Annotated in this window: 18 protein-coding genes and 1 pseudogene; 14 read left to right on the plus strand and 5 right to left on the minus strand. The window is 70.7% G+C overall.

Annotated features, from left to right (window positions below; translation table 11 throughout):
- Nucleotides 1–24 precede the first annotated feature (24 nt).
- Complete coding sequence (locus tag V1227_RS33325; protein ID WP_329789197.1) at nucleotides 25–1,311, plus strand: bifunctional o-acetylhomoserine/o-acetylserine sulfhydrylase; 1,287 nt, start codon at nucleotides 25–27, stop codon at nucleotides 1,309–1,311.
- On the plus strand, nucleotides 1,311–2,324 hold the full coding sequence (gene metX, locus V1227_RS33330; RefSeq protein WP_329789198.1) for a homoserine O-acetyltransferase MetX: 1,014 nt from the start codon (nucleotides 1,311–1,313) through the stop codon (nucleotides 2,322–2,324). The genes V1227_RS33325 and metX overlap by 1 nt, the downstream gene beginning before the upstream one ends.
- On the opposite strand, the gene V1227_RS33335 is transcribed toward metX, so the two are convergent.
- Nucleotides 2,287–2,973 carry a TioE family transcriptional regulator gene (locus tag V1227_RS33335; RefSeq protein WP_329789199.1) on the minus strand — a complete coding sequence of 229 codons (687 nt, stop codon included), beginning with the start codon at nucleotides 2,971–2,973 and terminating at the stop codon, nucleotides 2,287–2,289. The two genes, metX and V1227_RS33335, sit on opposite strands and share 38 nt — an antisense overlap.
- A gap of 78 nt (nucleotides 2,974–3,051) precedes the next feature.
- On the opposite strand from V1227_RS33335, the gene V1227_RS33340 reads away from it, so the two are divergent.
- On the plus strand, nucleotides 3,052–4,167 hold the full coding sequence (locus tag V1227_RS33340; protein WP_329789200.1) for an erythromycin esterase family protein: 1,116 nt from the start codon (nucleotides 3,052–3,054) through the stop codon (nucleotides 4,165–4,167).
- Here the strand turns inward: V1227_RS33340 and V1227_RS33345 are convergent.
- Nucleotides 4,139–4,645, minus strand: a complete 507-nt coding sequence (locus V1227_RS33345; protein ID WP_191301702.1) for a hypothetical protein — start codon at nucleotides 4,643–4,645, stop codon at nucleotides 4,139–4,141. The two genes, V1227_RS33340 and V1227_RS33345, sit on opposite strands and share 29 nt — an antisense overlap.
- Nucleotides 4,646–4,765: 120 nt before the next feature.
- Between V1227_RS33345 and V1227_RS33350 the strand changes: the two genes are divergently transcribed.
- From V1227_RS33350 to V1227_RS33365, 4 genes are read left to right on the plus strand one after another with little or no spacing between them, the layout of a single operon-like run.
- On the plus strand, nucleotides 4,766–5,884 hold the full coding sequence (locus V1227_RS33350; protein WP_329789201.1) for a sensor histidine kinase: 1,119 nt from the start codon (nucleotides 4,766–4,768) through the stop codon (nucleotides 5,882–5,884).
- Nucleotides 5,881–6,534, plus strand: a complete 654-nt coding sequence (locus tag V1227_RS33355) for a response regulator transcription factor (protein WP_329789202.1) — start codon at nucleotides 5,881–5,883, stop codon at nucleotides 6,532–6,534. Before V1227_RS33350 ends, V1227_RS33355 begins: the two co-directional genes overlap by 4 nt.
- 52 nt (nucleotides 6,535–6,586) lie before the next feature.
- On the plus strand, nucleotides 6,587–7,291 hold the full coding sequence (locus V1227_RS33360; protein WP_329789203.1) for an alpha/beta hydrolase: 705 nt from the start codon (nucleotides 6,587–6,589) through the stop codon (nucleotides 7,289–7,291).
- Nucleotides 7,288–8,310 (plus strand): acyltransferase family protein, encoded by a 1,023-nt coding sequence (locus tag V1227_RS33365; protein WP_329789204.1) that lies wholly within the window; start codon nucleotides 7,288–7,290, stop codon nucleotides 8,308–8,310. Before V1227_RS33360 ends, V1227_RS33365 begins: the two co-directional genes overlap by 4 nt.
- Before the next feature lie 1,369 nt (nucleotides 8,311–9,679).
- Here V1227_RS33365 and V1227_RS33370 read toward each other — a convergent pair.
- Together V1227_RS33370 and V1227_RS33375 are read right to left on the minus strand one after the other, a co-directional pair.
- Nucleotides 9,680–10,141, minus strand: a pseudogene (locus V1227_RS33370) (hypothetical protein); the annotation flags it as partial.
- A gap of 118 nt (nucleotides 10,142–10,259) precedes the next feature.
- Nucleotides 10,260–10,832 (minus strand): SACE_7040 family transcriptional regulator, encoded by a 573-nt coding sequence (locus tag V1227_RS33375; RefSeq protein ID WP_090095041.1) that lies wholly within the window; start codon nucleotides 10,830–10,832, stop codon nucleotides 10,260–10,262.
- A gap of 435 nt (nucleotides 10,833–11,267) precedes the next feature.
- Between V1227_RS33375 and V1227_RS33380 the strand changes: the two genes are divergently transcribed.
- The 5 genes from V1227_RS33380 (at nucleotide 11,268) to V1227_RS33400 (ending at nucleotide 19,715) form a co-directional block, all read left to right on the plus strand.
- Nucleotides 11,268–12,053: an SGNH/GDSL hydrolase family protein gene (locus tag V1227_RS33380; RefSeq protein ID WP_329789205.1), complete on the plus strand. Its 786-nt coding sequence runs from the start codon at nucleotides 11,268–11,270 to the stop codon at nucleotides 12,051–12,053.
- 138 nt (nucleotides 12,054–12,191) lie between these two features.
- On the plus strand, nucleotides 12,192–13,784 hold the full coding sequence (locus V1227_RS33385; protein WP_329789206.1) for a carboxyl transferase domain-containing protein: 1,593 nt from the start codon (nucleotides 12,192–12,194) through the stop codon (nucleotides 13,782–13,784).
- 2 nt (nucleotides 13,785–13,786) lie between these two features.
- Nucleotides 13,787–15,700 (plus strand): acetyl/propionyl/methylcrotonyl-CoA carboxylase subunit alpha, encoded by a 1,914-nt coding sequence (locus tag V1227_RS33390; protein WP_329789207.1) that lies wholly within the window; start codon nucleotides 13,787–13,789, stop codon nucleotides 15,698–15,700.
- 5 nt (nucleotides 15,701–15,705) lie between these two features.
- Nucleotides 15,706–16,860 (plus strand): acyl-CoA dehydrogenase family protein, encoded by a 1,155-nt coding sequence (locus V1227_RS33395; protein WP_329794170.1) that lies wholly within the window; start codon nucleotides 15,706–15,708, stop codon nucleotides 16,858–16,860.
- Nucleotides 16,861–17,066: 206 nt separating this feature from the next.
- Entirely contained in the window at nucleotides 17,067–19,715 is a 2,649-nt protein-coding gene (locus tag V1227_RS33400; RefSeq protein WP_329789208.1) for a hypothetical protein, read from the plus strand.
- Here the strand turns inward: V1227_RS33400 and V1227_RS33405 are convergent.
- The gene (locus tag V1227_RS33405) at nucleotides 19,712–21,247 is read right to left on the minus strand and encodes an acyl-CoA dehydrogenase family protein (RefSeq protein WP_329789209.1); all 1,536 of its coding nucleotides are present in this window, start codon (nucleotides 21,245–21,247) and stop codon (nucleotides 19,712–19,714) included. The two genes, V1227_RS33400 and V1227_RS33405, sit on opposite strands and share 4 nt — an antisense overlap.
- A 170-nt stretch (nucleotides 21,248–21,417) precedes the next feature.
- Between V1227_RS33405 and V1227_RS33410 the strand changes: the two genes are divergently transcribed.
- Nucleotides 21,418–22,668 (plus strand): FAD-binding oxidoreductase, encoded by a 1,251-nt coding sequence (locus V1227_RS33410; RefSeq protein ID WP_329794171.1) that lies wholly within the window; start codon nucleotides 21,418–21,420, stop codon nucleotides 22,666–22,668.
- Nucleotides 22,669–23,901, plus strand: coding sequence for a cyclopropane-fatty-acyl-phospholipid synthase family protein (locus V1227_RS33415; RefSeq protein ID WP_329789210.1), 1,233 nt, complete (start codon nucleotides 22,669–22,671; stop codon nucleotides 23,899–23,901).
- Nucleotides 23,902–23,925: the final 24 nt, after the last annotated feature.

Consider the following 23,925-nt stretch of genomic DNA (forward strand, 5'->3'; position numbering starts at 1 on the left):
CAGCGAACGTTCTGGAGCACAGCCATGTCCTGGTCCTTTGAGACGACGCAGATCCACGCGGGCGCCGCGCCCGACCCGGCCACCGGCGCCCGCGCCACGCCGATCTACCAGACCACCTCCTACGTCTTCCGGGACACGCAGCACGGTGCGGACCTGTTCGCGCTCGCCGAGCCCGGGCACATCTACACGCGCATCAACAACCCCACGCAGGACGTCCTGGAGCAGCGGGTCGCCGCCCTCGAAGGGGGCGTGGCGGCGGTTGCCTTCGCGTCCGGGTCGGCTGCCGGGACGGCGGCGATCCTGAACCTCGCCCGGGCCGGGGACCACCTCGTGTCCAGCGCCTCGTTGTACGGCGGCACGTACAACCTGTTCCACTACACGTTGCCGAAGCTGGGCATCGAGGTGTCCTTCGTGGACGATCCCGACGACCTGGACGCCTGGCAGGCCGCGGTGCGGCCGAACACCAAGCTGTTCTTCGGCGAGACGCTCGCGAACCCGCGCAGCCACGTGCTCGACGTCGAGGGCGTCGCCGGGGTCGCGCACGCGAACCAGGTGCCGCTGATCGTCGACAACACGGTGCCCACGCCCTACCTGCTGCGGCCGTTGGAGCACGGCGCCGACATCGTCATCCACTCCGCCACGAAGTACCTGGGCGGCCACGGCACGGCCATCGCCGGTGTGGTCGTCGACGGCGGCAAGTTCGAGTACGGCGCCGAGAAGTTCCCCGACTTCCACGAGCCCGACCCCAGCTACAACGGGTTGCGGTACTGGCCGGTGCTCGGGCACGGGTCCTTCGCGGCCAAGCTGCGGGTGCAGGGGCTGCGGGACACGGGTGCGGCCATCGCCCCGCTGACCAGCTTCCTGGTGATCCAGGGCATCGAGACGCTGTCGCTGCGCATCGAGCGGCACGTGCAGAACGCGCAAGCGCTCGCCGAGTGGCTGGAAGGGCGCGACGAGGTCGAGAAGGTCCACTACGCGGGCCTGCCGTCGTCTCCGTTCCACGCCAACGCGCGGAAGTACCTGCCGAAGGGCGCCGGCGCGGTCGTCAGCTTCGAGCTGCGCGGCGGGGTCGCGGCGGGGCGGGCGTTCGTGGACGGCACGAGCCTGTTCAGCCAGCTGGTGAACATCGGCGACGTGCGGTCGCTGATCGTGCACCCGGCTTCGACGACGCACAGCCAGCTCTCGCCGGAGGAGCAGCTCGTCACGGGTGTCACGCCCGGTCTGGTGCGCCTCTCGGTCGGGCTGGAGGGGCTCGAGGACCTCAAGGCGGACCTGGAGGCGGGCTTCACCGCGGCGAAGTCCGAGTTGTAGTGGGCGGCTGGCGCTTCGGAGACCCGAACGGCCGGCGGAAGTGGTTCAGCCACACCGAGCCGTTCGCGGGGCTGCCGGGTTTCCAGCTCGCGTACGAGACGTGGGGGACCTTGAACGCGGAGGCCTCCAACGCGGTGCTCGTGCTCCACGCCCTCACCGGTGACAGCCACGTCGCCGGGGGCGTGGAGCCGGGCCACCCCACGCCGGGCTGGTGGAACTCCCTGGTGGGAGCGGGAAAGCCGCTCGACGGGTGGTTCGTGGTCGCGCCGAACGTGCTGGGCGGCTGCCAGGGCAGCACCGGACCCTGGCAGTACCCCGAGTTCCCCGGCATCACGATCCGCGACCAGGTCGCGGCCGAGGTGCACCTCGCCGACTACCTCGGCATCGAGCGGTGGGCCGCGGTGCTCGGCGGGTCGATGGGCGGGATGCGCGCGGTCGAGTGGGCGGTGAGCCGGCCCGAACGGGTGGAGTCGTTGCTGTTGCTGGCGACGACGGCGGCGGCGTCGGCGGAGCAGATCGCGCTCGCGTCCGCCCAGGTGCACGCGATCAGGGCCGATCCCGCCGAGGGACTGGGAGTCGCGCGCCGGATCGCGCACATCAGCTACCGCAGCGAGCAGGAGCTGCAGGCCCGGTTCGGCAGGAGGAAGCAGGAGGACGGGCGGTTCGAGGTCGAGTCCTACCTGGACCACCACGCGGCGAAGCTCACCAGGAGGTTCGACGCGGCCAGCTACGTCGCGCTCACCGAGGCGATGAACTCGCACGACGTCGGGCGTGGCCGAGGTGGTGTCCAGGCGGCGTTGCGGCGGGTCACGGCGCGCACGATCGTCGCGGGCGTGGACTCGGACCGGCTCTACCCCTTGGCGCAGCAACGGGAACTGGCGGCGGGCATCCCCGGCGCCGACGAGCTCAGGGTGATCGAGTCGCCGTACGGGCACGACGCGTTCCTGATCGAGAGCGAGCAGGTGGGCGCACTCGTCACGGAGCTGGTGCCCGTGCGGTCAGGTACTCGTTGAGCCGCGCGGAGGCGGCGAGCATCGCGAGGCCCTGAGCTCTCAGGCGGCGGCGCCAGTCGGCGAGGGCGGCACCCAGCGAGCCGGTGCCGCCCGCCGTCCGGATCTGCTCGACCACCAGGGCGATGCGCGCCAGCGGGTAGCCGCCGCGCCGCAGCAGGTGGGCGAGCTCGGCGTCGCGCACGTCCTCGGCGCGGAACACGCGGTAGCCGGTGGGTTCCCTCGGCGGGACGAGGATTCCGGCCTGCTCCCACGAGCGCAGCGTCGCCGGGGTGACGCCGAGGCGGCGGGCCAGCTCGCCGATCGAGCGCGGCCGCGGCACCGGTTCGAGGTCGGCCAGGTCCCGCACGGCGCGGCTGACCGAGTCGAGCGTCGCGCGGTCGCGCAGGAGCTGTTCGTGACCGCGGCCGACGGCCAGCAGCACGTCGTCGACCGCGCCGGCGTGCACGGCGTTCATGATCTGGCCCGCGCGGAGGTGGCCGAACGCCGGGACCAACGCGACGAACGCGCGCAACGCGGCGGCGTGGACCTCGGTGTAGACGCGGTAGCCCGACGGCGTGCGCTCGGCGGGCGGGAGGAACCCGGACCGCTCGTAGTTGCGCACCGCCTGGGTCGAGATTCCGTGCTCGCGGGCGAGGTCAGCTGGACGCACGTTGAGACTTTAACCGCCTGGTCCAGCCACAACTGAACAAAAGTTTCAACGGAGCTTTCAATGTTACGGTTGAACCACATGAGCCAGGACATTCGCGAGTTCATCACCCCCTTCACCGAGCTCCTGGGATTCGGCGAGCCGACCCACCTCGAGCACGCCCACACGTGGATCCGCAACGAGCTGTTCGAGCAGCTGGCGGGCCTGGGCTTCCGCTCGATCGCACTGGAGTCCTGCCGGATCCGGGGGCTGGCCGTCGACGACTTCGTCCACGGCGGACCGGGCGACCTCGACACGATCATGAAGGAGGGCTTCTCCCACTCGTTCGGCGAGAACTGGCCCGCCAACCGCGAGCTCGTGCAGTGGATGCGCGAGTACAACTCGGACAAGGCGCCGCAGGAGCAGCTGTCGTTCCACGGCTTCGACTTCCAGACCGAGACGGCCAGCGCGCCCAGCCCGCGCCCGTACCTCGAACACGCCCGCGACTACCTCGGCGAGGACGTGGACCTCACGATCGACGACGAGGAGTGGAGCCGCGACGAAGCCGTCCTGGACCCCGCCCGGTCACCGGGGCGGTCGGCGGAGGCCGTCAGGCTGCGTGAGATCGGCACAGGCATGCTCATGCGGCTGCACGAGCGGAAGAGCACCGACGAGGCCTGGGCGCGCGCTGAGACGTACCTGACGGCCGGTCTGAGCCTCCTGCAGTACCACCGGGAGTGCGCGGAGCCGAACCCGCTGGGCGTGCGCCTGAACCGCCTGTGCCAGATGCGCGACGGCGTGATGGCGCGGAACCTGCTGGAGATCCGGCGCGCCGAGGCGGCGAAGGGCCCGACGTTCGTGTTCGCGCACAACGCCCACCTGCAGCGCACCGGCAGCTCGATGGAGATGGCGGGCGAACGGGTCGAGTGGCTCTCCGCGGGCGCGCTCGTGGCGCCGGTCCTCGGTGACCGGTACACGGTCATCGGTGGCACCCTCGGCCGCAACGACACCTTCGGGCTGGGCGAACCGGACGGGGCGACCCCGGAAGGGCAGCTGCAGGGCCGGTTCACCACCTGGGGCGTCACCGCCGACAAGCCGAGGGGCACGACCCGCACCGACACGAGGCCGGAGATGGGCTACTTCCCGCTCGACCAGCACCTCATGGACGGTGTGGACGCGCTGCTGCACGTCAGGGTTGGTCGTCCAGTGACGCGGTGATCCACGAGGCGACGGGCAGGTCGCGCGTCTCGCACTCGATCGCCAGCTTCAACGTCCACCGCAGGGCTTGCAGGACCACGGTCGCGAGCTCCTGCGGCTGGCCGTTGGCGAGGGCGATCTCGATCTGCTCCGACGCCGCGTCCTGGTCGCCGTGCACCTCGGCCAGCAACGCGCGGATCGCGGTGCGCACGGGCGGATCCGCGTCGTCGATCTGGACCTCGTTGCCCTCCTCGTCGAACACCTGCATCTTCACCGGGGTCGCGCCGCCGGAGCCGAGCGCGCTCACCATGCTGCTGCACTCGGCGAACAGCAGGAGCACGAGCTCACGGATCTCCTCGTTGCCCTCGGGCGACCCGCTGAGGTACCCGGTCACGAGGTCCACCGCCACAGCGTCTTCCCCGGCCCTGGCGGCAGCCAGCGCCTCACCGGCCACGGCGGTGAGCCGTGACCAGCGATCTGGATCCTGTGGTGGTTTCACAGGTACTGCCTACCGCGCGGTGTCACGCGTTCGCAATGCCCCATCTTGATCAGAGTCATACCCGGGTATGTCACTCCGCAGGTCACTGTGCGAATTCGCGGACCCACCTAGCATCGGCTGGTGTTCCGCGCGCTGTACCGAACCGTTCTGGGTCCCGACCGCACCCGAGTGCTGGCCAGGGCGCTCGGTCGGCTGCGCATCCCGGTGCACGCGGCGTTGATCGTCTACGCCTTCGTGTGGGCGGCCGTCGCGAGTGCCGGCTACGTGCGCCAGGAGGACTCCGACGGCTGGTGGGTGGTCGTCTTCCTGGCGACGTTGGTGCCGTACGTGCTGCTGATCTGGTCGCCCCTGCACGCCTGGCGGCTGGCCGCGCTGACGTTCTACCCGGTGAGCCTGCTGTGCAGCGGTGAGGGAGCCGCCCCCTTCCAGTACTGGACGGCGGTCCCGCTTCTCGTGGCAGTCGCTGCCTTTTACTCGCGGCCGATCGTGATCAGCGCCACGCTGGTCAGCATGGGCGTGGTCGTGGCCTCCGAGCCGCAGGCCGCGGACATGGCGTTCTTCGTGCCGATCATCGGCACCGTGGTGTACCTCTTCGGCGCGCGGGGCAGGGCGGAACGCGAGCTCGAGGAGGAGCGGGACGCCAAGGCCGCGCTCGAGGAACGCGCCCGCATCGCGCGCGAGATGCACGACGTGGTGGCGCACCACATGTCGATGGTGGTGGTCAGGTGCGAGACCGCGCCCTACCGCCTCACCGGCCTGGGCGAGGACGCGGAGAAGGAGTTCGCCGAACTCGGCGAGGCCGCGCGTGAGGCGATCACCGACATGCAACGGCTGCTGGGCGTGCTGCGCAGCAACGGGGAGGTCGCGCAACGCGAACCGCAGCCCGGCATCAGCCGCATCCCCGAGCTGACGAGGCCCGGTGACTCGGCCGAGGTCGACGTGGACGACGTTCCGGAGGCGGTCGGCCTCACCGCGTACCGGATCGTGCAGGAGGCGCTCACGAACGCCACCAGGCACGCGCCCGGCTCCAAGGCGTCCGTCCACGTGCGCCGCGACGGCGACCGGCTGGACGTGCTGGTGCGCAACACCGCGGGCGGACCGTCCAGGGGTGGCGGCAGCGGGCAGGGTCTGGTGGGGATGCGGGAACGCGTGGCCGTGCACGGTGGCACGCTGACCGTGAAGTCGACCGAGGACGGCGGGTTCCTGGTCAGGGCGAGAATTCCGTTGGGGGACAAGTGATCAGGGTGGTCGTGGTGGACGACCAGGAGATGGTGCGCGAAGGGTTCTCCGCGCTGCTGGACGCGCAGGACGACATCGAGGTGGTCGGCGCGGCGGGCAACGGCGTGCAGGGCGTCGCGTTGGCGCGTACGGTCAAACCCGACGTCGTGCTGATGGACATCCGCATGCCGGAGATGGACGGGCTCACCGCCACCCGGCTGCTGCTGGACGGGTCGGACGACGTCAAGGTCCTCGTGCTGACCACGTTCGACCTCGACGACTACGTCTACGACGCGTTGCAGGCCGGCGCGAGCGGGTTCCTGCTCAAGCACGCACCCGCCCGCGAGTTGCTGGGCGCCGTCCGCGTGGTGGCCGCGGGGGAGGCGCTGCTGGCCCCGTCGATCACCAAGCGCCTGATCGAGGACTTCGTGAAGTCGCGCCGCGGTGAGCGCGTCCGGCCCGCGCAGCTGTCCGTCCTGACCGAACGGGAGACCGAGATCCTCCTGCTGGTCGCGCAGGGCCTGTCGAACTCCGAGATCGCCGCGCACCTCGTGCTGGCCGAGCAGACGGTCAAGACGCACGTGAGCCGCGTGCTCATGAAACTGGGGCTCCGCGACCGCGCCCAGGCCGTCATCGCCGCGTACGAGAGCGGGCTCGTGGTACCGGGGTAGTGGCACCGGGGGGTGACGATCCGGGGCCCGTCGTCTTCCTAGCTTCCGGGGCATGCGCCGTGCCGTTCTGTTCCTCCTGCTGATCGCCCTGCCGTCGGTCGCCCCGTCGATCTCGCAGTGGCGGTCCGACGTCGCCCGCCGGGTCGCGGTCGTCGGCGACCTGGGCACCGCCCGCGACGTCGTGGTCGTCGTGCCGAGGTCCGACGTGGACGTCGACCGGTTCGACCGCACGATCGGGAGGATGGCGGTCAACCTGCACGAGCAGGCCGGCCGCGACGACCTCGCGGTGATCGCGTGGCTCGGCTACCGGACGCCGCAGGGGCTCGGCGTCGACGCGATGACCGGCTCGCTGGCCCGGCAGGGCGCCGCCGAACTGGTCGACTTCGTGCGCGCGTTGCGGACCGACGCGCGCATCCACGTGTTCGGGCACAGCTACGGCTCGGTGGTCGTCGGGCTCGCGGCGCCCGACCTGGACGTGGCGGACATCGTCTTCACCGGAAGCCCCGGCGTGCGGGCCGGTTCCGCGGGCGAACTCGGCACGCGCGCCAAGGTCTGGGCGGTGCGGCTCGACGGCGACTGGATGCGGTTCGTGCCGAACGTCCGGTTGTTCGACCTCGGGCACGGCACCGATCCCGCCTCGGACGGCTTCGGCGCCTCGGTGCTGCGGTTCGGGGGCGGCAAGCACGACACCTACTACGAGCCGGGCAGCGAGACCCTGGCCGCGCTCGTGCGAATCGCCTCGGGGGAGCAGCTGTGAGAAATCCGTTCATCGACGCCGTGCGCGCTATCGCCGTCGTCACCGTCGTGCTCGGCCACTGGCTGGTGACCGCGCTGGTGGACACGCCCACCGGCATGCACATCGACAGCCCGCTCCGGCACTTCTCCGCGCTCACGCCGGTGTCGTGGGTGCTGCAGACGCTGGGCCTGTTCTTCTTCGTGGGCGGGTTCGCGGCCGCGCACTCGAAGACGCCGTTCTTCGCCAGGGTGAAACAGCTCGCCGTGCCCACGTCGCTGATGCTGGCCTGCTGGGCGGCTGTCCTCTTCGGACTGGTGCTGCGCGGGGTCGACCAGGCGACGGCGTGGAACATCGGGTTCCTGGTCACGACGCCGCTGTGGTTCCTCGGGGTCTACCTGGTGCTGCTGGCGATGAAACCGTTGGTGCGCCTGCTGGACGAGCACTCGTGGGGTGTGCTCGTGCCGGTGGTGCTCGTGCTGGTGGTCCCGTACGCGGTGTGGTGGGCGGCCTGGCAGCTCGGGCACTCGCTGGCCCGCAGGAGGATCCCCGGCCCGCCGCTGCTGGTCCTGGGCGTGCTCGGGTACGCGCTGCTGACGACGTTCGGCGGCTACCCGGCGTCGGCGGTCGGCATCCCCGGCGAGGTGGTCTCGAACCTGAACCCGCCGAACTACGCGACGCTCGCGCTGGCGTTCGCGCAGATCGGCCTGGTGCTCACGATCGCGCCGCTGCTGAGCGGGCTCGGCACGGCGGCCCCCGTGGCGTGGCTGAACCGGCGGGCGCTGGGGATCTTCCTGGCCCACCAGAGCGCGCTGGTGACCGTGACGCTGGCGCTCAGCGCGTGGGGGCCGTTGCCGGGGCTCCAGCAGCCACCAGATCATCCGGACTGGGTGTGGCAGCGGCTGCTGTGGCTGCCGGTGTGCGCGGCCGTGACCTGGGGATGGCTGCGAGCACTGCGAGGCCGATCGCCACGGCGTGCAGCACCACCACCGGGGGAGTCGGGTCCAGCGCCAGCATCGGCGGTACGCACGCCAGTGCCGTGAGCAGCCACGGCAGGCGGGTGTCGCAGCTGCCGTGGCGGGCGGTGTGGATCAGGTACCAGCCGAGCAGGAGGTGGATGAGGTTCTGCAGCGGGTCGACCGGCAGCAGCACGAGCACCCCGTCGCCGAGGAACCCGCTCACCACGAACCCGAGCACGCCGAGCGTCCCGAACGACACGCCCATGCCCGTCGCGAGGCGCGTGCGGTGCGACTCGTGCGACAGGCGCGGGAACCGGACCAGGCGCCGTTCGAAGCGGTGGAACACGAGCACGAGCGGCACGAGCCCCAGCACCAGCCAGATCGGCGCCTGCGTCAGCCCGAGCAGGCCGACCAGCGCGCCCAGCACGGCCAGGTACGCCAGGTACAACGTCATCGGTGAGCGGCGGGCGAAGTCGACGACGTGCCAGAACCGGCCGTCGAGCCACGTGCTGGCCCGGCCGCGGGCGAGCAGCGCCAGGCAGACCTGGGCCACGCCGAGCACCATCATCGAGCGCGGGTAGCCGCTGAAGAACACCAGCGCCGGCAGCGTGATCGCGCCCAGCGCCGCCAGCACCCGCCGGGACAGCCGCTGCAGCGTGCCGTCGGCGTAGAAGAAGCCGGCCTGCTGCATCAGCAGCGCGCCGACGATCAGGTTCGCGTACCCGCCGGTCCTCCAGTCCGTCGACGTGCGGGCGACCTCGACGAACAGCGTCACGAGCACCAGCACGAACGGCGTGGTGCGGCGGAGGTGCCGGTGCAGCCACGCGGCGGCGGGCGTGGCGGCCACCGCGAGCAGGTAGACCCCCAGGAACCACAGCGGGTGCGTGATCAACCGGCTGTACTCGTCGACCTTCACGTCCAGCAGGTTCAGGCCCGCGAACAGCACCACCCACAGCAGCACGAACGCCAGCACCGGCCGCAGCAGCCACGACGTCCGGCTGGACACCCAGCACCCGAAGCCGCCCTGGTGCGCCTGCCAGCTGCGCAGGTTCGCGTGCCCGCCGGCGAAGAAGAACAGCGGCACCGCCTGCAACGTCCACAACCAGGGCGTGCCGACGCCTCGCAGGTGCGCGAGCGTCGCCACCGTCTCGCCCAGCACCAGCAGCGCGAGGCTGAACAGCCGCAGGAACGTCGCGTAGCGGTCCTGCTCGGCGTGGGCGAGGACCGGCGGCAGCGCGTTCGCGTCGCCGCGCGGCCCGTCGTCGCGGCGGCGTCCGTGCAGACGTGCCAGCAGGAGGAACACGACGACGGCGCTGCCGAACGCCCAGGCCACCACGGGCTCGTGGCCCGGAGCGCCCCACCGCTGCCGCCAGGAGTTGAACTTGAGGCCCAGCGCGTAGGTCTCGGCCACCGCGTGGCAGCTCTGCTCGGCGCCGCGCGGGTTCAGCCGGCACTGGGTGTGCAGGTCGGCCGCGAGCCGGTCGTCCAGCGCCCTGCGCGCGTCCGGCCCCAGCGGGTCGCCCTTGTGGTCGGCGTAGCGCAGCAGGTCGTAGCCCAGGTCGTGCGCGCGGCACGCGGTGCTGAAGTCCCACTCCGTGTCCCCGGCGGGCCCGGAACAGCCACCGCCGGCGTCGACGACCCGCAGCGTCCCGTCCGGAGCCGTCACGGTCTTCGGGTCGCGCCCCATCTCGCGGGCGAAGTCCGACGGCAGGTTCACGTGGGGGTCGTGCGTCGCGGACGGCGACACGAACGCGTCGACGGCGTTGGCCGCGGCGATCACGTCGGCGGTCGGCGGTGTCCCGCCGTCACCGGTGGCGGGACGGGAGGCGACCACCCCGCAGACGAACACCGCGAGCGTGATCACCGTGAACCGGAACCAGGCCGGGAGCCGGAGGAGGAGTTTGCGCGCACCCATCGCCGGGCAGGTTACGGAAGGGTCTCGGCCGACCGCCAGTTCGCCAGGTCAGCGGCGTGCCACCCGGAGATCCGCGAATGCGGGCCGAGGACACCGCGGCCCACCGGCGCGGCCTGCTTCAGGACCTCACGACGGCGGGCGTCAGCGAGGCGAGCGCCATGCGCGACAACAGCGCCGCCATCTGGTCGCGGTCGAGGTGGGCGCTGTGCGGCGTCGAGTTGATGAGTCCGAACACGGCGTGCGCGGCAGCCCGAGCCGTCGGCTCGTCGAAGTCCGGAACCGTGTGCCGGATCGTCTCCACCCACACCTCGACGTAGCGGCGTTGCAACGCGCGCACCCGCCGCCGGTCCGGATCCGTGAGGTTCGCGAGGTTGCGCATCTGCACCGTGATGAGCGCGGGATCGTCCAGCGCGAAGTCGACGTGCCACCCGATGAGCTCCCGCAACGCCTCGTCGGCACTCGTCGCGGCGTCCACCCTGGCCTGTCCGCCGTCGAGCAACCGCTCCGAGATGGACGTCAGCATCTCCCCGAGCATCGCGTCCTTGCTGCGGAAGTGCCGGTACAGCGCGGGCCCGGAGATCCCCACAGCGGCACCGATGTCGTCGATGCCCACGCCGTGGAAGCCGTGCCGCGCGAAGAGTTCGGCCGCGGCGTTGAGGATCTGGTCCCGACGTGAGGGTTTCTCAGCCACACGCGCAGGTTAGCAGGCGTTTACCTGACGTCGTGTCCCACAATCGGGCCGCACGACGGGGCACGCGCGAGGTGCCAGCCGCAGTCGTCAACGCAAACCCACCACGCACTCGGGCCCCGGCGCGCGCACTCAACCGGACAGTCCCAATCGCCACCCCGGCGCTTCGACCCGATTTGAAAACCACCCTCGCAAAGCGGCCGGACCCACAAATCGCGACCCATCCCGCTGGAACCGGCGCCAACCAACTCGAGCCACCTCGCACCACAACAGCGCCGAAGGCAATCCGGCCCCACACCCCTGTCGTCCGATGGGTGGAATTTCCGCAGGTACAAGCCCCAAATGTTGACTATTGACCAATACTTCACACAGGTCTTACCCGTGGGTAACGATGAACCCGCACTGCATCAACCCCTGCGGCCCCTTCGGGAGTCTTCGATGCGTTCTGCTCACTTCCTCGCCTCGGTGGTCACCGCCGCCGCGGCGGTCATCGCCCTCGCCAACCCGGCGAGCGCGGCCCCCGTCAACTACGTGGCCCTCGGCGACTCCTACGCCTCGGGCCTCGGCACCGGCAGCTACGACGGCACCAGCGGCAGCTGCAAGCGCGGCCCGTACGCCTACCCCGCCCTGTACGCCGCGGCGACAGCCCCGGCCAGCTTCAAGTCCGTGGCCTGCTCCGGTGCGCGAACAGGCGACGTCGTCACCCAGGCCAACACCCTCACGAGTGCCACGAACCTGGTGACCGTCCAGGTCGGCGGCAACGACGCCGGCTTCACCGACGTGATCACCACGTGCACGTTCGGCTCGGACCAGGACTGCATCAACCGGGTGAACACGGCCAAGAGCTACGCCGCGAACACGCTTCCCGGGCTGCTGAACAACGTCTACGGCACGATCAGGTCGAAGGCCCCGTCGGCGCGCGTGGTCGTGCTCGGCTACCCGCGCATGTACAAGGTGCCGGGCACCTGCAACGTCGGCCTGAGCGACACCAAGCGCGCCGCGATCAACTCCGGGTCCGACGCCCTGCACAGCACCATCAGCGCGCGGGCGGGTGCGGCCGGGTTCACCTACGTCGACGTGCGCGGGGTGTTCAGCGGGCACGAGATCTGCTCGTCGAGCTGGTGGCTCAACAGCCTGAGCTGGCCGGTCGAGGAGTCGTACCACCCGAACCGCGCCGGGCACGCCAGCGGCTACCTGCCCGCGCTGCGGGGTGTCGTCGGCTAGGGAATTCCGGAACGTGGGAGTGCCTGATCAGATGGCTGACCTGCGACCAGATCACTCTCCGGCCGCTTCGGTGGACCGCCAGGTGAGCGGGCGTTAACATGGCCTTGTTAACGCCCGCTAACCTGAGGTCTGGGGAGCATGGACGCACCTGTCCTGCGCAGCGCCGCCGAGCCGTCGGACCGCTACGCCAAGGAGCACACCGCGCTCGTCGACGAGCTGCGGAGCAAGCTCGCCACCGCCGCGCTCGGCGGTCCCGAGAAGGCACGTCAGCGCCACGTCGACCGCGGCAAGCTGTTGCCCCGCGAACGCGTGGACACGCTGGTCGACCCCGGTTCGCCGTTCCTCGAGCTGTCGCCGCTGGCCGCGAACGGCATGTACGGCGACGAGGCGCCGGCCGCGGGCATCATCACCGGCGTCGGGCGGGTCTCCGGGCGCGAGTGCGTGATCGTCGCGAACGACGCCACGGTCAAGGGCGGCACGTACTACCCGATCACGGTCAAGAAGCACCTGCGCGCGCAGGAAGTGGCGCTGCAGAACAACCTCCCCTGCATCTACCTCGTCGACTCCGGCGGCGCGTTCCTGCCCAAGCAGGACGACGTGTTCCCCGACCGCGAGCACTTCGGCCGGATCTTCTACAACCAGGCCACCATGTCGGCCAGGGGCATCCCGCAGATCGCCGCCGTGCTCGGCTCGTGCACCGCCGGTGGCGCGTACGTGCCGGCGATGAGCGACGAGGCGATCATCGTCAGGAACCAGGGCACGATCTTCCTCGGCGGTCCGCCGCTGGTGAAGGCCGCGACCGGTGAGGTGGTCAGCGCCGAGGACCTCGGCGGCGGCGAGCTGCACTCGCGCACGTCCGGCGTCACCGACCACCTGGCGGAGAACGACGCGCACGCGCTGAGGATGGTCCGCTCGATCATCTCGACGCTCGGACCGCGCGACCGGCGGCCGTGGGACGTCGCGAAGACCGAGGCGCCCGTGGTCGACCCCGACGACCTCTACGGCGTCGTGCCGACGGACTCCCGGACGCCCTACGACGTGCGCGAGGTGATCGCGCGGATCGTCGACGGCTCGAAGTTCCAGGAGTTCAAGAAGGAGTACGGGCAGACGCTCGTCACCGGCTTCGCGCGCATCCACGGCCACCCGGTCGGCATCGTCGCGAACAACGGCATCCTGTTCGGCGAGTCCGCGGTCAAGGGCGCGCACTTCATCCAGCTGTGCGACAAGCGGTCCATCCCGCTGGTGTTCCTGCAGAACATCACCGGGTTCATGGTCGGCCGCGAGTACGAGGCGGGCGGCATCGCCAAGCACGGCGCCAAGATGGTGACGGCGGTGGCCTGCGCGCGGGTCCCGAAGTTCACCGTGATCATCGGCGGCAGCTTCGGCGCCGGCAACTACTCGATGTGCGGCCGGGCGTACTCGCCGCGGTTCCTGTGGATGTGGCCCAACGCCCGCATCTCCGTGATGGGCGGGGAGCAGGCGGCGTCCGTGCTCGCGACCGTGCGCCGCGACCAGCTCGGAGACGAGTGGTCGGCGGAGGACGAGGAGGCGTTCAAGGCGCCGATCCGCCGGCAGTACGAGGACCAGGGCAACCCGTACTACTCGACCGCGCGGCTGTGGGACGACGGCGTGATCGACCCGCGGGACACCCGCACGGTGCTCGGCCTCGCGTTGTCCAGCGCGGCCAACGCCCCCATCGACGATGTTTCCTACGGCGTCTTCCGGATGTGATCATGTTCGACAGCGTTCTGGTGGCGAACCGCGGGGAGATCGCGGTCAGGGTGATCCGCGCGCTGCGGTCGCTCGGGATTCGTTCCGTCGCCGTGTACTCCGACGCGGACGCCGAGGCGTTGCACGTCAGGCTGGCCGACGAGGCCGTGCGCATCGGGCCCGCCGCGGCCCGCGAGAGCTACCTGTCCATCGAGAAGATCGTCGCGGCGGCCGTCCAGACCGGCGCGCAGGCGATCCACCCCGGCTACGGCTTCCTCGCGGAGAACACCGCGTTCGCGGCGGCCTGCGACGAGGCGGGGATCGTGTTCGTCGGCCCGCCCGCGTCGGCGATCGAGGCGATGGGCGACAAGATCCGCGCGAAGCTGACGGTGTCGGCGGCGGGCGTTCCCGTGGTGCCGGGCCGCACCCGCGAGAACATGTCCGACGACGAGATCGCCGAGGCCGCCGTCGAGATCGGTTTCCCCGTGCTGCTCAAGCCCTCCGCGGGCGGGGGCGGCAAGGGCATGCGGCTGGTGCACGAGGAGTCCGCGCTGCGCGAGGCGATCGAGTCGGCCCGCCGGGAGGCGCGCGGGTCGTTCGGCGACGACACGCTGCTGGTCGAGCGGTTCATCACGAACCCGCGCCACATCGAGATCCAGGTCCTCGGTGACCGGTACGGCAACGTGGTCCACCTCGGCGAGCGCGAGTGCAGCCTCCAGCGCCGGCACCAGAAGATCATCGAAGAGGCGCCCTCACCGTTCCTCACGCCGGAGATGCGCGAGGCGATGGGCTCGGCGGCGGTCGACGCGGCCAAGTCCGTCGGGTACGTCGGCGCGGGCACCGTCGAGTTCATCGTGGACGGTGCGTCCGGCGACTACTTCTTCATGGAGATGAACACCCGGCTGCAGGTCGAGCACCCGGTGACCGAGATGGTCACGGGCGTCGACCTCGTCGAGTGGCAGCTCCGCGTGGCGTCGGGAGAGGCCCTCGACCTGACCGTCGAGCTGCGCGGCCACTCGGTCGAGGCGCGCGTCTACGCCGAGGACCCGTCGCGCGGCTTCCTGCCGACCGGCGGCCGGGTGCTGGCGCTGAGCGAACCCACCGACGTCCGCGTGGACTCCGGTCTGTACGAAGGACTCGTCGTCGGTTCGGACTACGACCCGATGCTCGCCAAGGTGATCGCGCACGGCCGCACCCGCGAGGAGGCGCTGCGGCGCCTCGACCACGCGCTCGGCGAGATGGTGCTGCTCGGCGTCACGACGAACATCCCGTTCCTGCGCGCACTCCTGCGCGACGAGGACGTCCGCGCCGGCGCCCTGGACACCGGCCTGGTCGAGCGGAAGCTGGACGCGCTGACGACGGCCGAGGTCCCGGACGAGGTCTACGTCGCGGCCGGCCTGGAGCGCTCCCTGCAGCCGCACGGCGACGACCCGTGGGACCAGCTGACCGGCTGGCGCGTCGGCGAGCACGCCTGGACGACCTGGCGGATCAACGACGTCGACGTGCGCGTGCGCGGCGACGAAGTCGTCGTGGGTGCCGGAGAACCGGTCAGGGCGCGCGCTCGCAGGGAAGGCGCCGACCTGCTCGTCGGTTCGCGCCGCTACTCGATGGCCCGCGACGGCGACGTGCTGTGGCTGGGCCGCGACGGCGCCTCCTGGGCGTTGGTCGAGGCCGAGTTCCTCCTCGGCGCCGCCGGTGGCGCCGCCGCCTCCGGCGGCCCGGTGAAGTCCCCGATGCCCGGCACCGTGCTGGTCGTGCGCGCGGAGCAGGGCGAGGAAGTGACCGCCGGTCAAGCGTTGTTCGTGGTCGAGGCCATGAAGATGGAGCACACCGTGACCGCACCGGTCGACGGCGTGCTCGCCGAAGTGAACGTTCAGGCAGGCCAGCAGGTCGCACTCGACCAGGTGCTGGCCCTCGTCGTCTCTCACGAGGAGTGACAGTGGTGTTGGACTTCAGGCTCCCGAGCGAGTACGAGGACCTGCGCAAGACCGTCGAGGAGTTCGCCCGCGAGGAGGTGGCGCCGGTCATCGGCGACTACTACGAGCGCTGCGAGTTCCCGTACCCGATCGTCGCGAAGATGGGGCAGATGGGCCTGCTCGGCCTGCCGTTCCCCGAGGAGCACGGCGGCATGGGCGGCGACTACTTCGCCCTGTGCGTCACGCTGGAGGAGCTCGCGCGCGTCGACTCGTCGGTCGCGATCACGGTCGAGGCGGCCACGTCGCTCGGCGCGATGCCGATCTACCGCTTCGGCACCGACGAGCAGAAGGCGCGGTGGCTGCCATCGCTCACCTCGGGTGAGAAGCTCGGCGCGTTCGGCCTCACCGAACCGGGCTCCGGCTCCGACGCGGGCGGCCTGACCACCACCGCGCGCCTCGAAGGCGACGAGTGGGTCATCAACGGCACCAAGGCGTTCATCACGAACTCCGGCACCGACATCACCGGTCTCGTCACCGTCGCCGCCGTCACGGGCACCCTCCCGGACGGCCGCAAGGAGATCTCCTCGATCATCGTCCCGTCCGGCACCCCGGGCTTCACGGTGTCGAAGAAGTACTCCAAGGTCGGCTGGAACGCCTCCGACACCCGTGAGCTGTCCTTCGCCGACTGCCGCGTGCCCGCCGCGAACCTCCTCGGCGAGCGAGGCCGCGGCTTCGCCCAGTTCCTGCGCACGCTGGACGAGGGGCGCGTCGCCATCGCCGCGCTGTCCGTCGGCCTCGCGCAGGGCTGCGTGGACGAGTCGGTCCGCTACGCCCACGAACGCGAGACGTTCGGTGCGAAGATCGGCACCTACCAGGCGATCCAGTTCAAGATCGCCGAGATGGAGGCCCGCGTCCACACCGCGCGCCTCGCGTACTACGAGGCGGCGTCGAGGATGCTGCGCGGCGAGCCGTTCAAGAAGCAGGCGGCCATCGCGAAGCTCGTGTCGTCCGAGGCGGCGATGGACAACGCCCGCGACGCCACGCAGATCTTCGGCGGCTACGGCTTCATGAACGAGTACCCGGTGGGCCGCTTCTACCGCGACGCCAAGATCCTGGAGATCGGCGAGGGCACGTCCGAGGTGCAGAAGATGCTGATCGCCCGCGAGCTCGGCCTGCACTGACGCTGGTCCGTTCCAGCCGAATAACTCCAAACCACCGGTTCGGCCCGTTCTGCCCGGCTACCGTCGTTTCCCTCCGCACGAGTGTGAGGGAGCAGATGACAGGTAGCCGGGCAGAACCCGTTTTCCCGGGTTCGAACGTTCTCCTCGAGGTCATTCGCGGCCTGTGCGACCGGCCCGGGTTCTTCTACCGGAGCAGGACCGAGGAAGTGGTCGGCGACCAGCCGCTCCCGCTGCTCTACCTGGAGAGCGAAGCCAGTCCGACGGACTTCCTGCACGCACTCGGGCGCAAGCTCGACGAAGGGCGCCCGCCGATCCCGCACGCCTACGTCGACGTGTCCGCGGTCAGTGCGGAGGTCGCCAAGAGGTGGCCGCCGGAGGCGCGGGAGACCGAGCCGCTGCTGCCGCTGCTCGACGTGCTGAGCCACCGGTTGTCGGAGGTCCACGTCGGCAGCGAGCGGCTGACGCGGTTCGACCACTACCGGCTCGTCGACTGGCTCACGAGCAAGCGGCTGCCGCGCAAGCCGGGCCGCGACGACCGGGCGAGCGTCGTCGAGCTGCTGCGGCAGTGGACCGGCAGGACCGGGGGCGGCGGCGACGAGCTCAACCGGGCCGTTGACGCGTTCATCCCGAACCTCGTCACGCGGCTGGGGCTCGGGCTCGTCGCGTGGGTCGGCAGCAAGGCGGGGTTCCGCTGGCTCGGCAAGCGCGTGCCGGGGCTGCGGCGCGAGTCCCGGTGGTTCATGAAGGGGCAGAACTTCGCGCTGCCGCACCACTCCATCGAGTTCCTCGGGTTCGCCGAGCGGCTCACCCTCGGCCGGCGCGAGTCGGAGAACACCGAGCAGATCAAGCTGCTGCTCGTGCACGCGTTCCTGGAGGACCTGCGGATCGCGTACCGGCGGCGCTCCCGCTTCCTGCCGCGCAGGGCCGGGTGGCGGCGCACCGCCTACATCCCCGTGCTGCTCGACGGCGTCACGGAGGACAACGGCGGCTGGGAGCTGCTGGAGCTGATCAACGACGTCCGCAACGAGACGGGCGAGCTCGACCCGTTGCTGGTGATCGCGGCCAGCTCGGTGCAGCCCGCCCTGTCGCGGCGGCTCGGGACCGCGCCGGTCGTGCCGGACGAGACCGCGGAGGCGCTGGCGACGTGGCGGGAGGAGCTGCCGCGCAAACGGCAGATGCTCGCGCCCGACGCCCGCTACCTCATGATCAGGCTGCCGTTCGCGGACCCGGACAAGAAGAAGTGGAAGGGCGCGCCCTCGTTCCACGCCCCGCCGGTGCGGTGGCTCGCGAAGTCGCGGCGGCTGGAGGCCATCATCGCGGCGGTGGTCCTGGTGCTGCTGGTGCCGGGGTTCGTGACCGTGCAGAACCACTTCGAGGCCAACTGCTCCATCGTCGGCTCCGCGGTCTCGCCCGGCGTGTCGACGAGGCTGGTGGAGGTCGAGGGCAACGTCGAGTGCCTCGGCTACAGCGACAACAGCGGTCAGGTGTTCGGCGCCAACGAACGGCTGCGGTGGACGCAGCGGGCGGTCTTCGCGCAGAACGACGAGGCGGAACGGTTGCGCGCCGGCTCCACGCGCCCGCTCGTGACGGTGCTCTACTTCTCGAGCCTCACCCACAGGGACAGCAACCCCGACGCCGACCACTCCAGGGCGGAGGAGCTCGAGGGCATGCTGCTGCGGCAGCGGCAGCAGAACGACAGGTCGAGCTCGGGACCGCTGCTGCGCGTCGTGGTCGCGAACGGCGGCGCGAAGATGAACCGCGCGCACGACGTGCTGACCGAGATGCTCACCCCGTTGCTGGAGCGGGACCCGAGCATCATCGGCGTGGTCGGGCTCGACCGCAGCGTCGAGCAGACCAGGAAGGTCATCACCTCGCTCGGGTCGCTCGGCGTGCCGACCATCGGCACCACGCTCACCGAGGCGTCGCTGCCGAAGCTCTCCACGATGTACTTCCAGCTGATCCCCGGCAACGTGCGGCAGGCCGACCTCGTCCGGCGCTACGCCCAGCACGTCCGCGCGACCAAGGTGACGATCCACCACCCGAAGCTGCGGCAGGACGACGTCTACCTCGACAACCTGGTCGCCGTCCTGGGTCAGGAGCTCGCCAGGTCGGGCGTGAACTACGAGGCGCGCGAGTGGGCGGGCGGACCGCAGGAGGTGCCGTCGCAGTGCGTCGAGGACCATTCCGGCGAACTGGTGTTCTTCGCGGGCCGCGAGGAGCACTTCGGCGAGTTCCTCCAGGCCGTCGGCAGGAACTGCTACGACAAGAACCGCCTGCCGCGCATCCTCGCGGACGACGCGATCATCCGGTTCATCGCGCAGGAGGCCAGCCGCAAGCGCGACTCGCTGGCCGGCATGCGGGTGTCCTACGTGAGCATGGCGGGCCTCGTCGTGCTCGCCGGCAAGCCCTGCGTGGAGGGCAGGCCGGACGAGAGGACGCGCGGCGGTCTGCCCCTCGACGCCTTCTGCGCCGGCTACAGCAAGCTGGCCGGGGAGGTCCAGGCCTCCTCGCTGCCCCGCGAGGACAAGCCCGCCAAGCCGTGGCCCGGCGAGCACATGGCGGTCGCCTACGACGCGGCGGGGCTCTTCCTCGACGCCGTCCGCAACGCCCAGGCGCGCCTGGCCGGGCACACCCCGCACCGCGGTGCGATCGGCGGCGAGCTGCGCGAGCTGGAGTTCTTCGGCGCCACCGGACGCACGGACTTCGCGGTGTCGCGGGTCGGCGAGACCAGGAACTTCACGATCCTCGAGATCGCCGACATCTACGAGTTCGACCAGCAGCCGACGTGCGTGTTCCTGACCGGCGACCTGTACGGGCCGGACTCGCCGCGGCAGGACAACGGCTGTCCCGCCTAGATCTTCGGCACCGCCCGGTCGATGATCGCGGCGAAGTCGGTCGAGCGGGGGAGCGTGCCGAACGCGACTCCCCAGTCACCGCCCAGCCGCGAGGCGAGGAACGCGTCCGCCACGGCGGGGTGCCCGTGCCGCACGAGCAGGGCGCCCTGCAGGACCAGCGCCATCTTCTCGACGACCCGGCGCGCCTGCGACTGGTCCACGTCGGACAGCGCGGTGCCCAGTTCGCCCACCGCCCTGTCGATCCGCGGGTCGACGCCGGTGACGGCGGCGAGGAACTCCTGCACGGACTCGGGTTCCTTGCGCATGGCGCGCAGGACGTCGAGCGCGGCGACGTTGCCCGAGCCCTCCCAGATCGACATGAGCGGCGACTCGCGGAACAACCGCGGCATCCCGCTGTCCTCGATGTAGCCGTTGCCGCCCAGGCATTCCAGGGCCTCGGCCGCGTGCACCGGGCCGCGCTTGCAGACCCAGTACTTCGTGACCGCGAGGCCGAGCCGCGGCCTGTGCCGGGCGAGCCACATCGCGGTCGTGGTCGCCGCCTCGGACTCGATCGCGAGGTCCGCCAGCACGTTGCGCATGGCGGGCTGGTCGAGGAGGTGGCTGCCGAACGCCTTGCGGTGCGCGGCGTGGTGCGCTGCCTGCCGCAGTCCGAGCCGCATGCCGGCCGCGGTGCCGAGCACGCAGTCGAGCCTTGTCATGTTGACCATCTCGATGATCGTGCGCACCCCGCGGCCCTCGTCGCCGACCCGGTGCGCGAACGCCCCGTCGTACTCGACCTCGGCGGAGGCGTTGGACCTGTTCCCCAGCTTGTCCTTCAGGCGTTGCAGGAAGAACCGGTTGCGCGTGCCGTCCGGGAGCACCCGCGGCACCAGGAAGCACGTCAGCCCGCCGGGGGCCTGTGCGAGCGTGAGGAACACGTCCGACATCGGCGCCGAGGTGAACCACTTGTGCCCCGTGAGCACGTAGCCGTCCTGCACGGGCTTCGCGACGGTGGTGTTCGCCCGGACGTCCGAGCCGCCCTGCTTCTCGGTCATCGACATGCCGGCGACCAGGCCCCGCTTCGCGAGCGGCGGGCGGAGGCCGAAGTCGTAGGTCCGTGCGGTGAGAAGGGGTTCGTAGGCCGCGGCCAGGTCCGGCGCCACGCGCAGAGCGGGCACGGCCGCGTAGGTCATCGAAATCGGACAACCGTGACCGGCCTCGGTCTGGGACCACACGTAGAACCTCGCCGCGCGCTCCAGGTGCCCACCGTCGACGAAGGCGTGCAAACCGTGCGAAACGGCGACGTTCATCAGATCGTGCCAGGCGGGGTGGAACTCGACCTCGTCGATCCGGTAGCCGTACCGGTCGTGCGTGTGCAGCACGGGCGGGTGGGCGTTGGCGAGGCGGCCGCGCTCCTGCCACTCGTGGCTGCCCGCGAGCCTGCCGAGGGAGTGCAGCTCGGCGTCGTCGACCCAGCTGAGCAGGGCGGGGTCGTCCGCGACGTCGTGACCGCTCAGCGGCGGGACCTGGTTGGTCACCTCGTGCGTAGCCATGCCCGGCACGTTACTACTCGCGGGTAACTTTGGGCAGGGTGCGCCGGAAGATCGCCGGGTCATTCCGGCTTTTGGGCGTGCCAACGGCGCTGACGAGGAATAACGTCGTCGGCGTGAGTGACCATGGGCACAGCTCGGCCGTGGCTGCGTTGAGCGCGCAGTACGCCGCGATGCGCGAAGGTGCGCCGGTGCGGCTCGCGAAGAAGACGTCGAACCTCTTCCGGTTCCGGGCCGACCAGTCCGGCGGGCTCGACGTCGGCAGGTTCGACCAGGTCCTGTCCGTGGACCCGGTCGGACGCACCGCACAGGTGCAGGGCATGACCACCTACGAGAACCTCGTCGCCGCGACACTGCGCCACGGCTTGATGCCGTTGGTCGTGCCGCAGCTCAAGACCATCACCCTCGGCGGTGCCGTGGCGGGACTCGGCATCGAGTCCACGTCCTTCCGCAACGGCCTCCCGCACGAGTCCGTGCGGGAGCTGGAGATCCTCACCGGCGACGGCGAAGTGGTCGTCTCCAAACCGGACGACGACCTCTTCCGCGCCTTCCCGAACTCCTACGGCACGCTCGGCTACGCGCTGCGGCTGGAGATCGAGCTGGAGCCGGTGCGCCGGTACGTGCGGCTGCGGCACGTGCCGTTCGGCTCCTTCGAGGAGTGCGCCGCCGTCATCGAGGAGGTCTGCGCGGACGGCTCGGCGGACTTCGTCGACGGCACGGTCTTCTCCCGCGGAGAGATGTACCTGACGCTGGGCCACTACGCCGACATCGCGCCCTACACGTCGGACTACACGGGCAACCAGATCTACTACCGGTCCATCCAGAAGCGCCGCACGGACCACCTGACGATCCACGACTACCTGTGGCGCTGGGACACCGACTGGTTCTGGTGCTCGCGGGCGTTCGGGGCGCAGAACCCGGTCGTGCGCCGCCTGTGGCCGAAGCGCTACCTGCGGTCGGACGTGTACCGCAGACTGGTGGCGAAGCACCGGCAGCTGCGGCCGCGGGTGGACGTCGAGCCGGTGATCCAGGACGTGGAGATCCCGGTCGCCGGCCTGGCCGAGTTCCTCGACTTCTTCGACCGCGAGATCGGCATCTCGCCGGTGTGGCTGTGCCCGGTTCGCCTGCGCGACACCACGGGCTGGCCGCTGTACCCGATGGACGCGGACACGCTGTACGTGAACGTCGGGTTCTGGTCGGAGGTCCCGGTGCGTCCGGGGGAGAAGATGGGTGACCGCAACCGGCTGATCGAGCGCGAGGTGGCGCGGCTGGGCGGCCACAAGTCGCTGTACTCGGACTCGTACTACACCGAGGACGAGTTCTGGCGGCACTACAACGGTTCGCACTACCGGGCCGTGAAGGCCCGGTACGACCAGACGAACCGCCTGCCTGATCTGTACGCCAAGTGTGTCAGGGGACGATGAATGCGGTTGGCCTCCGTTTTCCAGCGCATCACCGGTGGCGGCGACGTTCGCTTCCAGGCCTACGACGGCAGCACCGCCGGCCCGGCGGCCGCGCCGGTGTCCATCGAGATCAAGACTCCCGAGGCCCTGTCCTACCTCGCCTCCGCGCCGGGTGAGCTGGGCCTCGCCCGCGCCTACGTGACGGGACACCTGGAGATCCTCGGCGACGTGCACGCCGGCCTCTCCCGGCTCTCGGAGTTCTCCCTGCGCGGGCTGCCGTGGCTGCAACGCGTGGAGCTGCTTAGGTTCCTCGGCGGCGTCCGGTTGTCGCACAAGGTGCCCCCGCCGCCGCAGGAGACCCGGCTGCGCGGCCTGCGCCACTCGAAGGCCCGCGACCGGCAGGCCATCGCCCACCACTACGACGTCTCGAACCAGTTCTACGAGTGGGTCCTCGGCCCGTCGATGGCCTACACCTGCGCGGTCTACCCCTCCGCCGAGTCCACTTTGGAGGAGGCCCAGTTTGAGAAGCACGACCTGGTGGCCCGCAAGCTCGGCCTGAAGCCCGGCATGAAACTGCTCGACGTCGGCTGCGGCTGGGGCGGCATGGTGATGCACGCCGCCCGCGAGTACGGCGTGCGCGCGATCGGTGTGACGCTCTCGCGCAACCAGGCGGAGTACGCGCAGAAGGCGATCGTCGAGGCGGGCCTGTCGGACCTGGCCGAGGTGCGCCACCTCGACTACCGCGACGTCCGCGAGACGGGCTTCGACGCGGTGTCGTCCATCGGCCTCACCGAGCACATCGGCAAGGCCAAGCTGCCCGGCTACTTCGCGTCGCTCTACCGCAAGCTCAAGCCCGGCGGGCGCCTGCTCAACCACTGCATCACCCGCCCGGACAACAAGCAGCGGGCGCTGTCCGGCCCGTTCATCGACCGGTACGTGTTCCCGGACGGCGAACTGGTCGGCCCGGGACACCTGGTGTCGCTGATGCACGACACCGGGTTCGAGGTGCGGCACGAGGAGAACATCCGCGAGCACTACGCCCTCACGCTCGCAGCCTGGGGCCGCAACCTCGAGGAGCACTGGGACGAGGCCGTCGAGGAGGTCGGGGAGGCCCGCGCCCGCGTGTGGCGGCTCTACCTGGCGGCGTCGCGGCTCGGTTTCGACCGCAACAACATCCAGCTGCACCAGGTGCTCGGCGTGAAGCTGGACGGGACGACGTCGCACATGCCGCTGCGGCCGGACTGGCTGTCCTGAGCTGCGGCGAACCCGGCGGATCCG

It is taken from the genome of Lentzea sp. DG1S-22 (assembly GCF_036321065.1).
GTDB lineage: Bacteria > Actinomycetota > Actinomycetes > Mycobacteriales > Pseudonocardiaceae > Lentzea > Lentzea jiangxiensis.